The organism is Amycolatopsis sp. NPDC058278, from assembly GCF_042881395.1.
Taxonomy (GTDB): Bacteria; Actinomycetota; Actinomycetes; order Mycobacteriales; family Pseudonocardiaceae; genus Amycolatopsis.
This window is the reverse complement of the sequence record NZ_JBHVXZ010000018.1, coordinates 56,585-70,761: the sequence shown is the minus strand read 5'-3', so window position 1 is coordinate 70,761 and position 14,177 is coordinate 56,585. Positions and strand designations below refer to the sequence as shown.

Sequence of the window (14,177 nt, the reverse complement as noted above, 5' to 3'; positions counted from 1 at the left end):
CGCGCGATGCACCTGCATGGGGCAGCGCCGATTCGGCGGAAACCGTGGTTTTCTCACCGGATATGAGCCGTGGGCAATTCAGGATCACCGATTCCGGTCAGGCACCCGGGGCGCCGAGCACCGCCATCGCCGCGTTGTGGCCGGGGATGCCGCTGACACCACCTCCCCTCGCGGCACCCGCGCCGCACAACAGGATGCGTTCGTGAGCGGTTTCGACGCCCCAGCTACCCGCCCGGGCCGGATCCTCCGCGTACGGCCACGACAGGTCCCGGTGGAAGATGTGCCCCGCCGGAAGGCCCAGCTCGGCTTCCAGGTCCAGCGGGGTCTTCGCCTCCACACAGGGCCTGCCGTCCGGCGCGGTCAGCAGGCAGTCCTCGATCGGCTCGGCCAGCACGCTGTTCAGCGAAGCCAGCGTCGCGCGCAACGCCGCTTCGCGTGCCTCTTCGTTGCGCCCCTCGAAGAGGCGTGCCGGCATGTGCAGGCCGAACAGGGTGAGGGTGTGCGTGCCGGCCGAGCGTTCGGCCGGGCCGAGGATCGACGGATCCGTCAACGAGTGGCAATAGATCTCGCAGGGCGGCAGCGTGGGGATCCCGCCCGCCGCCGCCTCGCGGTACGCCGTCTCCAGCTGGGTGAAGGTTTCGTTGACGTGGAAAGTGCCCCCGAACGCCTCGGCCGGATCGACGTCCGGGTCACGCAGCCTCGGCAGCCGCGTCAGCACCATGTTCACCTTCAGCTGTGCGCCTTCCGGGCGCTCCGCCGGTTCCTCGCCCAGCAGCCGCGCGAGCGTCGCCGGCGCGACGTTCGCCAGGACGTGCCCGCCCCGGACGGCGAACTCGGCGTCGTCACGCCGGTAGCGCACCTCGCCGTCCGGGTCGGCCGAGAGCACTTCCGCACCGGTCATCAGGCGCGCGCCCGCCGCGGCGGCCACCGCCGCGAGCGAACGGGTGACCGCGCCCATACCGCCGACCGGGACGTCCCAGTCGCCGGTGCCGTTGCCGATCACGTGGTAGAGCAGGCACCGGTTCTGCCGCAGGTCCTCGCCGTCCGCCGGGGCGAACGTGCCGATCAGCGCGTCGGTGAGCACCACGCCGCGTACCGTGTCGTGGCCGAACCACGACGTGAGCGCTTCGCCGATCGGCCGTTCGAACAGCAAGGACCACGCCTCGGCGTCGCCGACGCGCTCGCGGAAGTCCACTTCGGACAGCAATGGCTCGGTGAGCGTCCCGAACGCGCGCCCGGCGACGCGCCCGGTCAGCTCGTAGAACCGTTGCCAGGCCGAGAAGTCCGAAGTGGACCCGGTGACCGCCCGGAACGACGACGCCGTCCGGACGGCGTCGTCGTTGTCGACAAGGAGACCGGAGCCGCCCGACGGGGTGTAGGACGACATCCGGCGCCGTCGCAGCTCCACGTCGAGGCCGAGATCGGCCACGATCTTCTTCGGCAGCAGGCTGACCAGGTACGAGTAGCGCGAAAGCCGGACGTCCACGCCCGCGAACGCGCGGAACGAGACGGCGGCGCCACCGGTCTCACCCCGCCGTTCGAGCACGAGCACCGACCGGCCCGCCCGCGCCAGGTACGCGGCCGCCACCAGGCCGTTGTGCCCCCCGCCGACGATCACCACGTCGTAGCTGTCCATCCGCCGCCCCTCCTCGTTCGGCCTGCCCTTTCATCGTGACCACGCCGCGGGGCCGAATTCAAGGAAACGTCACAAATACTCCTTTCGCAGCCCTCGGCTAAATCCGGTTGCGCGGCGCCGGATCGGTCCGCCATCCTGTCCGCACCCGGCAGGGAGCCGGTGGCTGAGAACGGGAGGTGCCTGTCGTGATGACTGTCCGGGCCCTTTCGCGCCCTCACCCACCCGCCCCCCGAGGCTGATTTCACGCGCCCGGTGGGCACCCCTGACCAAGGAGCAACCCACCAGTGCGCCAGCACGACTTCGAAGACTTCGACCTGTTCGACGACCAGCCCACCCGCCGCCAGGCGCGGTCGCGGCGCCGCGGGCGGTTCGACGAACCCGAACCCACCCGCAGCGGACGGCTGACCGCAGCCGAACGCGTCCGCCTCGCGAAACTGCGCGACGACGCCTACACCGAAAACCAGCTGCCCGACGGGGCCGACCGCTGGTCCACCTGGGACGACGCCGAACACGGTCCGTCGCCCCGGCCGGACTGGGTCGTCACCGAGCTCGCCGCGGTCGACACCGACCTCGGCGTCCTCAAGACCGGCAAGGAGGCCGACGTCCACCTCCTGCGGCGCGGGTTGCCCGGCACGCCGGGCACGCTGCTCGCGGCGAAGCGCTACCGCAGCGACGAACACAAGCTGTTCCACCGCGACGCCGGCTACCTCGAAGGACGGCGGATGCGCCGCTCCCGCGAGATGCGGGCGATGACGCAGCGCAGCGCGTTCGGCCGCAACCTCATCGCCGAACAGTGGGCGGTCGCGGAGTTCGCCGCGTTGAGTCGCCTGTGGACGCTCGGCGCGCCGGTGCCCTACCCGGTGCAGCGCGAGGGCACGGAACTGCTGCTCGAGTTCCTCGGCGAGGAGGACGGCACCGCCGCGCCCCGGCTGGCCCAGCTCCGCCCGGATCCGGACGAGCTGAAGGACCTGTGGTTCCAGGCCACCGCCGCGCTCGAGCTGCTCGCCTCCGAGGGACTCGCGCACGGCGACCTCTCGGCGTACAACCTGCTCGTGCACCGGGGCCGGCTGATGGTGATCGACCTGCCCCAGGTCGTCGACGTCGTGGCCAACCCCGGCGGCGTCGAGTTCCTGGCGCGGGACGTGCGCAACCTGGCCGGGTGGTTCCACGGCCGGGGTCTCGGCGAGCACGTGACGCGAACCGGAGAACTGCTGGTGGAGCTCGTTTCCGCCGCCGGGCTCGGGTGATCGCGCGGCGGCGTCGCGGCTGTGGCCCGGACCACGACTGCGACGCCGCCCACAACCGGTGACCTCGATGAGTAGTCCTGGCTCCGGTTCGGGTACAGTAAGTACAGACCGCAACCGGCGGCGTGGATGAGTTGGTGTCCGTCGCCTCCAGAGCCACCGAATGGCTCGCGGTGATCCGTAACCCAAGCGGCGCGCAGTGTCGGCAAGCGATGACACGGTGTGCCGGGTCCGTCCCTGTGAACGCCCATCGCACACCATCTTGCCCTGCTGCGCGCGGGCTGCCCGGGCCTCCCTTGCGACGAACCACGTCCGAGAGGCATTTGTGACCGTCACGTTCAACTCCGGCCCTTCCTCGACGTCCGCTCACGCGGGCCGTCCCGACCGCAAGCCGCGCACCCGCCCGGCCGGCGGCGACATGCTGCGCGACGACGCGGTCGAGCTCGTGGCCACCAAGACCTTCGCCGAGCTGGGCCTGCCGGAGCCGCTGCTCCGCGCGCTCAGCGAGGCGGGCATCAACAGCCCCTTCCCGATCCAGTCGGCGACCATCCCGGACGCGCTGGCCGGCCGCGACGTGCTGGGCCGCGCCCAGACCGGCTCCGGCAAGACCCTCGCCTTCGGCCTGGCCATGCTGGCCCGGCTGGCCGACGGCAAGGCCCGCCCGAAGCGTCCTCGCGCGCTGATCCTCGTTCCCACCCGCGAGCTGGCCATGCAGGTCGCCGACTCGCTCACCCCGCTGGCCAGGTCGCTCAACCTGTGGTGCCGCACCGCCGTCGGCGGGATGGCCTTCGCCCGCCAGGCGGACGCGCTGTCCCGCGGCGTCGACCTGCTCATCGCCACCCCTGGCCGGCTGTCGGACCACGTCCGGCAGGGCACCGCGCACCTGGGCGACTGCAACTTCATCGCCCTCGACGAGGCCGACCAGATGGCGGACATGGGCTTCATGCCGCAGGTCCGCGAGATCATGGACCTCACCCCGCCGGGGGGCCAGCGGCTGCTGTTCTCCGCGACCCTCGACGGTGACGTCAACCGCCTGGTCAGGCAGTACCTGACCGACCCGGTCACGCACTCGGTCGCGCCGTCGACCGCGAGCGTGACGACCATGGACCACCACGTGCTCCAGGTCTCGCACCAGGACAAGCAGGACGTCATCACCCAGATCGGCGCCCGCGACGGCCGCACGATCATGTTCGTGCGCACCAAGCACCACGTCGACCGCCTCGCCGAGCGGCTGCGCGAGCAGGGCGTCAACGCGGCGGCGCTGCACGGCGGCAAGACGCAGGGGCAGCGCAACCGCGTCCTCGCCGACTTCAAGGAAGGCCACACCCCGGTGCTGGTCGCCACGGACGTCGCCGCGCGCGGCATCCACGTCGACGACATCTCGCTGGTGCTGCACGTCGACCCGGCGGCCGACCACAAGGACTACCTGCACCGCGCGGGCCGCACGGCGCGCGCCGGGGCGTCCGGCGTCGTCGTCACGGTGGTCACCAACGACCAGCGTCGCATGGTCAAGCGGATGACCGACCGAGCCGGCGTCCGCGCCGAGTCCACGATGGTCCGCCCGGGCGACGAAGCACTGACTCGCATCACCGGTGCCCGCGAGCCCAGCGGCGAGCCGGTCATCGAGCGTCGGCGCGAGAGCCCGCGTCGTGGCGGCGGTGGCGGTTTCCGCGGCGACCGCGGCTTCGGCGGCTCGAGCCGCGGTGGTTACCGCGGCGGCAGCAGCAGCAGCCAGGGCGGCGAGCGCGGCGGCAGCAGCTACGGCGGCGACCGTGACCGCGGTGGCGACCGTGGCGGTTACCAGGGTTCGCGCGAAGGCGGCCGCCCCGGCGGCTTCGGCGGCCGCAGCCGTCAGCCCCGTTCGGGCAACGGCGGCGGTGGCTACGGCCGTCCGAGCCGTGGCCCGCGTCGCGGCTACGACAGCTGATCGTCTCTTTCGCATCCTTCGGAAGCCCCGGACCTCGCGGTCCGGGGCTTCCGGCGTTTCCGGGCCCGCTTGGCGGAGCATCGAGGTCCGGGTGGGAGACTGCGGGACGTGACTACGCCGCCGACGCTCCCGCCCGACGAGGTTTTCGACTGGCTCGACGTGGAAGCGAAGAAGCGGGCGAGCGCCGGACTGGTGCGGCAGCTGCGACCGCGTCCCGCGCGGGCCGACGAGCTGGATCTGGCGGGCAACGACTACCTCGGGCTGGCCCGCGACAAGCGCGTCGCCGGGGCCGCCGCGGCCGCCGCGCTGCGCTGGGGTGCCGGGTCGACCGGGTCCCGGCTGGTCACCGGATCGACCGAGCTGCACACCGAGCTGGAGCTGGAGCTCGCCCGGTTCTGCGGCGCGCAGGCGGCGCTCGTGTTCTCCTCCGGCTTCGCCGCGAACCTCGGTGCGGTGACGGCGCTGTCCGGGTCCGAGTCCGCGATCGTCACCGACAAGTACATCCACGCGTCGCTGATCGAGGGCTGCCGGCTGTCTCGGGCCGACGTCGCCGCGGTCGCGCACTCGACGCCGTCGGCGATCAAGCACGCACTGTCGACCCGCCGCAAGCCGCGGGCGCTGGTGGTGACGGACTCGGTGTTCTCGGTCGACGGCGACCTCGCCCCGCTCGACGAGCTGGCCGGGATCTGCCGTGCGCACGGCGCGGCGCTGCTGGTGGACGACGCGCACGGCTTCGGCGTCCTCGGCGAGGGCGGCCGCGGCGCGGTCCACGCCGCCGGGCTGTCGGGCGCGCCCGACGTCGTCACGACGTTGACGCTGTCGAAGTCCCTCGGCGCCCAGGGCGGTGCGGTGATCGGGCCGCGCCGGGTGATCAAGCACCTCGTGGACACGGCGCGCAGCTTCATCTTCGACACCGCGTTGGCGCCCGCGAGCGCCGCGGCCGCGTTGGCGGCGTTGCACGCGTTGAAGGAAGAGCCGGGAATGGCGGGGAAGGTGCTCGAGAACGCGGGCAACCTGGCGATGTCGTTGAAGGCGGCCGGGTTGAAGGCAAGCGTGCCGGACGCCGCCGTGATTTCGGTGCAGGCGCCGTCCGCGGAGACGGCGGTGGCGTGGGCCGCGGCGTGCGCGGAGCAGGGCATCCGCGTCGGGTGCTTCCGGCCGCCGTCGGTGCCGGACGGGATCTCGCGGCTGCGGCTGACCGCGCGGGCCGACCTCACGGAGTCCGATGTGGACCGTGCGGTCAAGGTCATCACCGCGACAGCCCCGCGCGGCGCGATCGCCTGACCCGCACCGGAAGACGTGCTCAGGCGCGGCGGCGCATGCGGATGTGGGGGATTCCGTCGTCGTCCAGGTATTCCGCGCCTTCCGCGACGAAGCCGTAGCGGGCGTAGAAGCCTTGGACGTACGTCTGGGCGTCGAGGACGTACTCGCCCGGGATCGTCAGGGCCGCGTCCATCAGGCGGGCCGCCAGGCCGGCGCCGCGGGCGTGGGCCGCCGTCACCACGCGGCCGATGCGGCGGATGCCACCCGGGTCGAGCAGGACCCGCAGGTACGCCAGGACCGCGCCGGCGTCCTCGAACCACAGGTGGCGGGTGTCCGGGCTCAGGTCACGGCCGTCGAGCTCCGGGTACGCGGCCTTCTGCTCCACGACGAACACGTCGACGCGCAGGCGGAGGATGTCGTGCAACTGGGCGGCGGTCAGCTCGGGACCGGTCGCGTCGTGCAGGGTCGGCATACCCCCTGCTTAGCACGCTCAGCCGAGGAGCCGGGGCTTGGCCTGGGTCTCGATGTCCTTGGCGTAGGTGGAGACGCGCGTGTAGACGCCCGGCCGGTTCGCCTTCGCGCAGCCGTCGCCGAAGGAGACGATGCCGATCAGCGTGTCGCCGATCACGAGCGGGCCGCCGGAGTCGCCCTGGCAGGCGTCGACGCCGCCCTCGTCGTAGCCCGCGCACACCATGGTCCGCTGGTCGTAGACGCTGTAGGCGGTGTGGCATTCGCTGTCCGACACCACCGGGACCTCGGCACTGCGCAGGTAGTCGGAGCGGGCGCCGCCGTCGGCGATGCGGCCCCAGCCGAGCACGGTCGCCTGGGTGCCCTTGGCGTACAGCCCCGCGTCCCCGCTGCCGGGCAGCTTCGCGGGCCGGTAGTCGAGCTGGCCGCGCACGGTCAGCACCGCGACGTCGGCCCCCTGCGTCGGGTCGGTGTAGCCCTGGCCGACCCAGACCTTGGAGACGCCCAGGACCTGGCCGTCGCTCGTGCGCTTGTCCTCACGGCCGGCCACCACGCGGATGTCCTGCTTCGCCACCGCCTTGGCGCAGTGCGCCGCCGTCGCGACCGAGGTGGAGCTGACGATCACCGCGCCGCAGAACTGGTTGCCGCCCGCGTCGGTCAGGTACACCGCGTACGGGTGGTCCGACAGCGAAGCCTTGTCGCCGCCCACGATCCGCGGCTGGTTGGCCGAAGCCGGGTCCGCCGCCGCCGTGCCCACCACGACCGGGACGGCGACCGCGGCGACCGCGAGGAGCGCGCCGCTCACGAACAGCAGGGATCGGCGGGACTTCACGGACATGGGTCTTCCCCTTTTCGACGCAGCACTTTTCGACGCAGCACGGAGCTGAGCACTCGGCACCCGGACGACTCCGGTGCGTGAACGACGTTCGCTCAATACCCTAAGCCGAGGGGGCCCAAAACGGTGTCACTGGAACGGGTGGTCTCCGCCCGGGGACCGCTTCTGCCAAGCTGGCCGGATGTGGCGGAAAGCAGCGGCGGGGGCGGCACTGGCCCTCACCATGAGCGGGTGCTCGCCGGAAGCGCCGCCGACGCCACCAGCTGCACCTGCAGCACCTGCAGCAACTGCGTCGCCTGCAGCACCTGCGTCGACGACGAGCGCGGCGAGCACCGCGGCCCCGACGGCGACGGCGTCGAGCGCACCTGCCGTCGCCTGGCAGGTGGGTGCCCGGCCACTCCCCCGCCGACCCGACGGCTTCGGCGAGGTCGAGCCCACGCCACCCGAACTGGTGAACCGGGCACTTCCGACAAAAGACGTGCTTCCCCCACCGGCGGGCAGCGCGTACGCGTCGACGATCAGCGCCGTGCCCGCGGACGTCCTCGCGCGCAGCACCTGGCAACCCGCCTGCCCCGTCAAAGCGGCTGACCTCCGCTACCTGACGATGTCCTTCTGGGGCTTCGACGGCCGCGCGCACACCGGCGAAATGCTGGTGAACGCCACTGGCGCGGCGGGCATCACGAAGGTCTTCGGGCAGCTCTTCGCCGCGCGCTTCCCGCTCGAAGAGCTACGCGTGACCAGCCCGGCCGAGCTCACCGCGCCGCCGACCGGGGACGGCAACTCGACCAGCGCGTTCGTCTGCCGCCCGGCCCGCGGGCAGACGACGTGGTCGGCGCACGCCTACGGGCTCGCCGTGGACGTCAACCCGTTCTGCAACCCCTACACCCAGGGCGATCTCGTGCTCCCCGAGCTCGCGTCGGCGTACGTCGGCCGCTCGCGCGAACGGCCCGGCATGGTCCTGGCCGGCGACGCGACCGTGCGCGCGTTCGCGGCGATCGGGTGGAGCTGGGGCGGGAACTGGCGCAGCCCGACCGACCGCATGCACTTCACCGCGACCGGCCATTGACCACGTGGTACGACGTCGAGCACAACGGGGAACACCCGCCTTCGCGGCGGGGTTGGCTAGGGTGAATCGACCGGACCCGGACCCGCGGAGGATGCAGTGCCCCACTACGACCTGGTGATCGTCGGGACGGGATCGGGGAACTCCATCCTCGGCCCGGGTTTCGCCGGCAAGAAGACGGCGATCGTGGAGAAGGGCACCTTCGGCGGCACCTGCCTCAACGTGGGCTGCATCCCGACGAAGATGTTCGTGTACGCCGCCGACGTCGCGTACACGCCTTCGCACAGCGCCAAGTACGGTGTCGACGAGGAGCTGAAGGGCGTGCGCTGGCGCGACATCCGTGACCGCGTCTTCGGCCGGATCGACCCGATCGCCGCGGGCGGCGCGGAGTACCGCCGCAGCCACGAGGACAACGCGAACGTCGACGTCTACGAGGGCACAGGCCGCTTCACCGGCCCCAAGGAGCTGCGGGTCGGCTTCGCCGACGGACGCCCGGACGAGGTGCTGACCGCCGACAACTTCGTGCTCGCCGCGGGCGGGCGGCCGGTCATCCCGGACATCCCGGGCCTGGACGGCGTCGAATACCACACCTCCGACACCGTGATGCGGCTCGACGAGCTGCCCGAGCGGATCGTCATCCTGGGCGGCGGGTACATCGCGGCCGAGTTCGCGCACGTCTTCGCCTCCTTCGGCGTCCAGGTCACGCTGGTCAACCGCTCCGGGCGGCTGCTGCGCTCGGAGGACGAGGACATCAGCGCGCGCTTCACCGAACTGGCCGCCGAGCGGTTCGACGTCCGCCTCGACCGCAAGACCGTGCGGGCGCGCAAGACCGAACGCGGCGTCGCGCTGGACCTCGAAGGACCGCAGGGCGCCGAGACCGTCGAGGGCGACGTGCTGCTGATCGCCACCGGCCGGAAGCCGAATTCCGACCTCCTCGACGTCGCCACGACCGGAGTGACCACAATGGACAGTGGGCACGTCGTGGTCGACGACTACCAGCAGACCGCGGTCGAGGGCATCTACGCGCTCGGCGACCTCTCGTCACCGCACGAGCTCAAGCACGTCGCGAACCACGAAGCCCGCGTGGTGCAGCACAACCTCCTGCACCCGGACGAGCGGATCACCGCCGACCACCGGTTCGTGCCGCACGCCGTCTTCACCCACCCGCAGGTGGCTTCGGTCGGCCTCACCGAGCAGAAGGCCCGCGACCTCGGGGTGTCCTATGTGGTCTCGAAGCAGGACTACGCCGGGATCGCCTACGGCTGGGCGATGGAGGACACGACGGGCTTCGCGAAGCTCCTGGCCGACCCGGCGACCGGGCAGCTGCTCGGCGCGCACATCATCGGCCCGCAGGCGTCCTCGGTGATCCAGCCGCTCATCCAGGCGATGAGCTTCGGCCTCGACGCGCGGAGCATGGCCCGCGGCCAGTACTGGATCCACCCGGCGATGCCCGAGCTGATCGAGAACGCGCTGCTCAACCTGCCTCTCGACTGAGCGGTTCCCGCACGCCGATCGGTGCGCCAACCCGGGACGGGGTCGGCGCGTCTTGCGACTGTGACCGGTGGCAGAGAGCTTTCTTGGGACGGGTGTGTCAACGTTCGTGACCTGGGCGGGCTGGGCCGGGTCAAACCGCGGGCGGTGGTCCGGATGGAGGCGCCGGCGCGCCTGAGCGAGGCCGGGTGGGCGGCGGCTTGGGCCTACGGGGTACGCACTGTGGTCGACCTGCGAAACCCCGGCGAGCGCGAGCCGGACCACGCGCCGAGGCCGGCGGGGATCACCACCGCGCGGACTCCGCTGGATCCGGTCGGCACACCGTTCTACGAGCGGTGGACGAAGATCGACAGCTTGGGTTCTCCGCTGCACTACCCGGCGATGCTCGCCGAACACCCCGAGCTGGTGATCTCCGCCGTGCGCACGATCGCCAACGCCCCACCCGGGTGCGTGGTGTTCCACTGCGTCGGCGGCAAGGACCGGACCGGGCTGCTGGCCCTTGTCCTGCTCACGCTGGCCGGAGCGGCGCCGGGCGAGATCATCGCCGACTACCTGCTGACCTACGACCGGATGAAGCAGCGTCACGACGAACTCGGGTTCCGTGACCAGCTCACCGTGGTGACCGCGCTGCTCGCGGCCGGGAACACCACCATCGAAGCGTCGCTGAGCTCGACGATCGCGTCGTTGACGATGCCCGGCTTCCTCCTCGGCCACGGTCTGTCCTCCACCGAACTCGCCGCCCTGCAAGCCCGCTTGACCGTCGGCTGAGTGACGCCTCCAGCGTCACTCCCGGCTTTCAGACGAAGCGGTGGCGGCCGGCGAGGGCGCCGAAGGTCATCTGGACGCCGAGCAGGCCGAGCAGCATGGCCAGCGGCACGGTCCAGCCGCCCGCGAGGTCGTGCAGCAGGCCGAAGAGGAACGGCCCGAGCGCGGCGAACAGGTAGCCGAAGCCCTGCGCCATCCCGGACAGCCGGGCGGTGTCCGCGCCGGTCCGCGCGCGCAGCGCGATCACGGTCAGGGCCAGCGAGAACGTGCTCATGCCGAGCCCGACGAGGATGCTCCAGAGCAGCGGCGACCACGACGGCGCGAGCATCAGGCCGATGGTCCCGGCGACGCCGAACACGCTCAGCCCGACGATCCACGGGCTCTGCCCGCGCTGCCGGGCCGCCATCGGCGCGACGACGAGGCTGATCGGCACGGCGATCAGCGAAACCAGGCCGAACAGCAGCCCGGCGTCGTCGCGCCGGACGCCCGCGTCCATCAGCACCTGCGGGAACCAGCCCATCGCCGCGTAGGCGTAGAACGCCTGCAGGCCGAAGAAGCCGGTGACGATCCAGGCCAGCCGGTTGCGCAGCAGCGAGCGGCCGTCTTCGGCCCCGTCGGCGGGCCGCGGTGCCCGGCCGGTGCCGCGGGCTGCGAGGATCCAGGCCAGCAGCGCGACGACGGCCAGCGCCGCCCAGCCGCCCAGCGCCGGGCGCCAGCCGCCGAGGGCGTCGCCGAGCCGGGGGGTCACCGCCGAACCGAGCGCGCCGCCGCCCTGCAGCGCGGCGGTGTAGACGCCGGTCAGCAGGCCGATGCGAGCCGGGAAGGAGTCCTTGATGACGACCGGGATGAGCACGTTGATCAGGGCGATCCCGGCGGTGGCGACGAGCGTCCCGCCGAGCACCACGGCGGGTCCGTCGAGCACGCGCAGCACCAGCCCGGCGGCGAGGGCGCACAGCGCGATCGCGATGGCGGCGCCGACCCCGGCCCGGCGGGCGAGCAGCGGTGCGGCCAGCCCGGCCCCGGCGAAGCAGAGCGTCGGCAACGTCGTGAGCACGCCGGCCCAGACGACGGAAGTGCCCAGGTCCCCACGCATTTCGGCGAGCATCGGCCCGACGCCGGTGATGGCCGGTCGCAGGTTCAGGGCGGTGAGCACCACCGCGATCGCGAGCAGCGCCCCGGCGGCGACCACGCCGGGCGTCCGGACCTCGACGGCACCGTCCAGTTCGGGTTCACGGTGTTCGACGCGCATGCCCGCTACTATCGCATACGTAGGATGATTGGATGAAGGGATAATCCTGTGCCTCTGGCCACCACGCGCCGAGCAGGCCTCGTCGACCAGGTCATCGAGCAGCTGCGGACCGCGGTCACGCAGGGCGAATGGCCGATCGGCGAACGCATCCCGACCGAGGCCGAACTCGTCGAGCAGCTCGGCGTCGGGCGCAACACCGTCCGTGAAGCCGTTCGCGCGCTCGCGCACACCGGGCTCCTGGAGGTCCGGCAGGGCGACGGCACCTACGTGCGCGCCACGAGCGAGGTGTCCGGCGCGATCCGGCGGCTCTGCGGCTCGGAACTGCGGGAAGTCCTGCAGGTCCGGCGCACCCTGGAGGTGGAAGGCGCGCGGCTCGCCGCCGTCGAGCGGACCGAGGAAGAGGTCGCCGGACTGTGGTCGCTGCTCGGCCGCCGCGAGGTCGAGCTGCGCGAAGGACGCTGGGAGGACTTCGCTCGCACGGACGCGGAGTTCCACTGCGCGGTCGTCGGCGCCGGCCACAACCGGCTGCTGACCGAGCTCTACCGCGGGCTGACGGAGGTCATCGCGGCCAGCATCGCGACGACGTCCAGCATCGCGCCGGGCGCCGACCATTCACCGGAGATCGGCCACGAAGGGCTCGCCCGGGCCATCGCCGACCGGAATCCGGACCGCGCCGCCGCCGAGGCCTGCGGGTTCCTCGACGAGCTCCTGGAGCGCATCGAACGCGCCTGACCGGCGCTTTCTCCTGGTTTGGCACCATCGACGACCCCTAAGGGTGCCATTTCAGGGTTGTCGTGGCACCACTTTGGTGCCATATTTGTGCCATGGACCTGACGCCCTTCGTGGACGAACTCCGCCGGGAGCTCGCGGTCGCCGCCGAAGCGGCGGGCGAGGACGCCGTCGCCCTCGCCGAGCGGCTCACCGCGCCGCTCGAGTCGGCGATCCGGCTGACCCTGCTCGACGCCCTTTCGGCCGCGGCCGACGAGATCACCCGCGACCTCGCCCCCGGCTCGGTGGAAGTCCGCCTCCGCCGGCGCGAGGCCGAGTTCGCCGTCGCGCTGCCCACGACACCCGAACCGGCGCCCGCCGAGGCACCCCCGCCACCGCCCGAGACCGACGACGGCGCCGTCGCGCGCATCAACCTGCGGCTGCCCGAACAGCTGAAACAGCGGGTCGAGGAAGCCGCCGGCCGGGACCGCCTCTCCATCAACGCCTGGCTCGTCCGGGCCGCGAGCAGCGCGCTGGGCACCGACCGCGACCGCCCCACCCAGCGCCGGACGGCCTTCGGCGAGAAGTACACCGGCTGGGTCCAGTAACAGCTTTCCCCCTTCACGTCTCCCACCTGCGGAGACGCCATCCGAGCACCCCAGGAGGGCGCAGCCATGCCTGTTTTCCCCACCCCCGAGCCGATCACGGCCACGATCGACATGAGCGTCGCGGACGTCAGGATCGTCGCCGGTGACGGCGCGGAGACGACCGTCGAGGTCACCCCGGCCGACCCGGCGGACAACGAGGACGTCAAGGCCGTCGCGAAGACCCGGGTCGAGTTCGCCGGCGGCGAGCTGCTGGTCAAGGGCCCCAAGTACGTCACCAAGCTCTGGGGCCGGGGCGGGGCCCTGCACGTCCGGGTCGAACTGCCGGCCGGTTCGCAGATCACCGGCACCGCCGCGATGGGCGGCTTCCGGGTCACCGGCCGGGTCGGCCCCAGCCGCTTCAAGACGTCCGTCGGCGACATCCACCTGGACGAAGCCGCCCGGCTCGAGGCGTCCACGGCGACCGGGGACGTCACCGTCGAACGCGCCACCGGGCACGCCGAGCTCGGCACCGGCTCCGGCGGGCTGCGGATCCGCGAGATCGACGGCACCGCGGTCCTCAAGAACTCCAACGGCGAGACCCGCGTCGGCGAAGTGACCGGCGACCTGCGCGTCAACACCGCCAACGGCGACATCCTCGTCGACCTGGCCCACGCCGGGGTGCACGCCAAGACCGCCTCCGGCGACATCCGGCTCGGCGAGGTCGTGCGGGACCGGGTCGTCCTCGAGACCGCCGTCGGCGAGATCGAGGTCGGCATCCGCGAGGGCAGTGCCGCGTGGCTCGAGCTGAACTCGCTGGTCGGCTCCGTGCGCAACACGCTCAGCGCCGCCGACGGACCCGGCAGCAACACCGAGACCGTCGAGGTCAAAGCCCACAGCTACACCGGCGACATCGTCATCCGCCGGGCCTGAAGACTCCACAC

At 72.2% G+C, this 14,177-nt stretch carries 13 protein-coding genes; 9 read left to right on the top strand and 4 right to left on the bottom strand.

What is annotated here, in order from left to right:
• Positions 1–97: 97 nt before the first annotated feature.
• A complete protein-coding gene (locus tag ACFVYA_RS12090) occupies positions 98–1,636 on the bottom strand; it encodes a phytoene desaturase family protein (protein WP_387044676.1) in 1,539 nt (512 codons plus the stop codon).
• A gap of 284 nt (positions 1,637–1,920) precedes the next feature.
• Between ACFVYA_RS12090 and ACFVYA_RS12085 the strand changes: the two genes are divergently transcribed.
• From ACFVYA_RS12085 to ACFVYA_RS12075, 3 genes are all read left to right on the top strand, one after another.
• Positions 1,921–2,883, top strand: coding sequence for an RIO1 family regulatory kinase/ATPase (locus ACFVYA_RS12085; RefSeq protein WP_387044675.1), 963 nt, complete (start codon positions 1,921–1,923; stop codon positions 2,881–2,883).
• Between the two features lie 322 nt (positions 2,884–3,205).
• Positions 3,206–4,807 carry a DEAD/DEAH box helicase gene (locus ACFVYA_RS12080; RefSeq protein ID WP_387044674.1) on the top strand — a complete coding sequence of 534 codons (1,602 nt, stop codon included), beginning with the start codon at positions 3,206–3,208 and terminating at the stop codon, positions 4,805–4,807.
• 108 nt (positions 4,808–4,915) lie between these two features.
• On the top strand, positions 4,916–6,091 hold the full coding sequence (locus tag ACFVYA_RS12075) for an 8-amino-7-oxononanoate synthase (protein ID WP_387044673.1): 1,176 nt from the start codon (positions 4,916–4,918) through the stop codon (positions 6,089–6,091).
• A 19-nt stretch (positions 6,092–6,110) separates the two neighbouring features.
• Here the strand turns inward: ACFVYA_RS12075 and ACFVYA_RS12070 are convergent, their stop codons facing one another.
• The gene (locus ACFVYA_RS12070) at positions 6,111–6,542 is read right to left on the bottom strand and encodes a GNAT family N-acetyltransferase (protein WP_387044672.1); all 432 of its coding nucleotides are present in this window, start codon (positions 6,540–6,542) and stop codon (positions 6,111–6,113) included.
• 18 nt (positions 6,543–6,560) lie between these two features.
• Positions 6,561–7,376 (bottom strand): S1 family peptidase, encoded by an 816-nt coding sequence (locus ACFVYA_RS12065; RefSeq protein ID WP_387044671.1) that lies wholly within the window; start codon positions 7,374–7,376, stop codon positions 6,561–6,563.
• A gap of 178 nt (positions 7,377–7,554) precedes the next feature.
• Between ACFVYA_RS12065 and ACFVYA_RS12060 the strand changes: the two genes are divergently transcribed.
• From ACFVYA_RS12060 to ACFVYA_RS12050, 3 genes are all read left to right on the top strand, one after another.
• Entirely contained in the window at positions 7,555–8,439 is an 885-nt protein-coding gene (locus tag ACFVYA_RS12060; RefSeq protein ID WP_387044670.1) for a M15 family metallopeptidase, read from the top strand.
• Positions 8,440–8,535: 96 nt separating this feature from the next.
• Positions 8,536–9,930 carry a mycothione reductase gene (locus ACFVYA_RS12055; protein ID WP_387044669.1) on the top strand — a complete coding sequence of 465 codons (1,395 nt, stop codon included), beginning with the start codon at positions 8,536–8,538 and terminating at the stop codon, positions 9,928–9,930.
• Positions 9,931–9,951: 21 nt separating this feature from the next.
• Positions 9,952–10,695 carry a tyrosine-protein phosphatase gene (locus ACFVYA_RS12050; RefSeq protein ID WP_387044668.1) on the top strand — a complete coding sequence of 248 codons (744 nt, stop codon included), beginning with the start codon at positions 9,952–9,954 and terminating at the stop codon, positions 10,693–10,695.
• A gap of 28 nt (positions 10,696–10,723) precedes the next feature.
• On the opposite strand, the gene ACFVYA_RS12045 is transcribed toward ACFVYA_RS12050, so the two are convergent.
• A complete protein-coding gene (locus ACFVYA_RS12045) occupies positions 10,724–11,941 on the bottom strand; it encodes a CynX/NimT family MFS transporter (RefSeq protein WP_387044667.1) in 1,218 nt (405 codons plus the stop codon).
• A 48-nt stretch (positions 11,942–11,989) separates the two neighbouring features.
• On the opposite strand from ACFVYA_RS12045, the gene ACFVYA_RS12040 reads away from it, so the two are divergent.
• The 3 genes from ACFVYA_RS12040 to ACFVYA_RS12030 all read left to right on the top strand — a co-directional run bounded on the left by ACFVYA_RS12040 (position 11,990) and on the right by ACFVYA_RS12030 (position 14,166).
• Positions 11,990–12,673: a FadR/GntR family transcriptional regulator gene (locus tag ACFVYA_RS12040; protein ID WP_387044666.1), complete on the top strand. Its 684-nt coding sequence runs from the start codon at positions 11,990–11,992 to the stop codon at positions 12,671–12,673.
• A 92-nt stretch (positions 12,674–12,765) separates the two neighbouring features.
• On the top strand, positions 12,766–13,257 hold the full coding sequence (locus tag ACFVYA_RS12035; protein WP_387044665.1) for a hypothetical protein: 492 nt from the start codon (positions 12,766–12,768) through the stop codon (positions 13,255–13,257).
• 66 nt (positions 13,258–13,323) lie between these two features.
• Entirely contained in the window at positions 13,324–14,166 is an 843-nt protein-coding gene (locus ACFVYA_RS12030; protein ID WP_387044664.1) for a DUF4097 domain-containing protein, read from the top strand.
• The last annotated feature ends 11 nt before the right edge of the window (positions 14,167–14,177 follow it).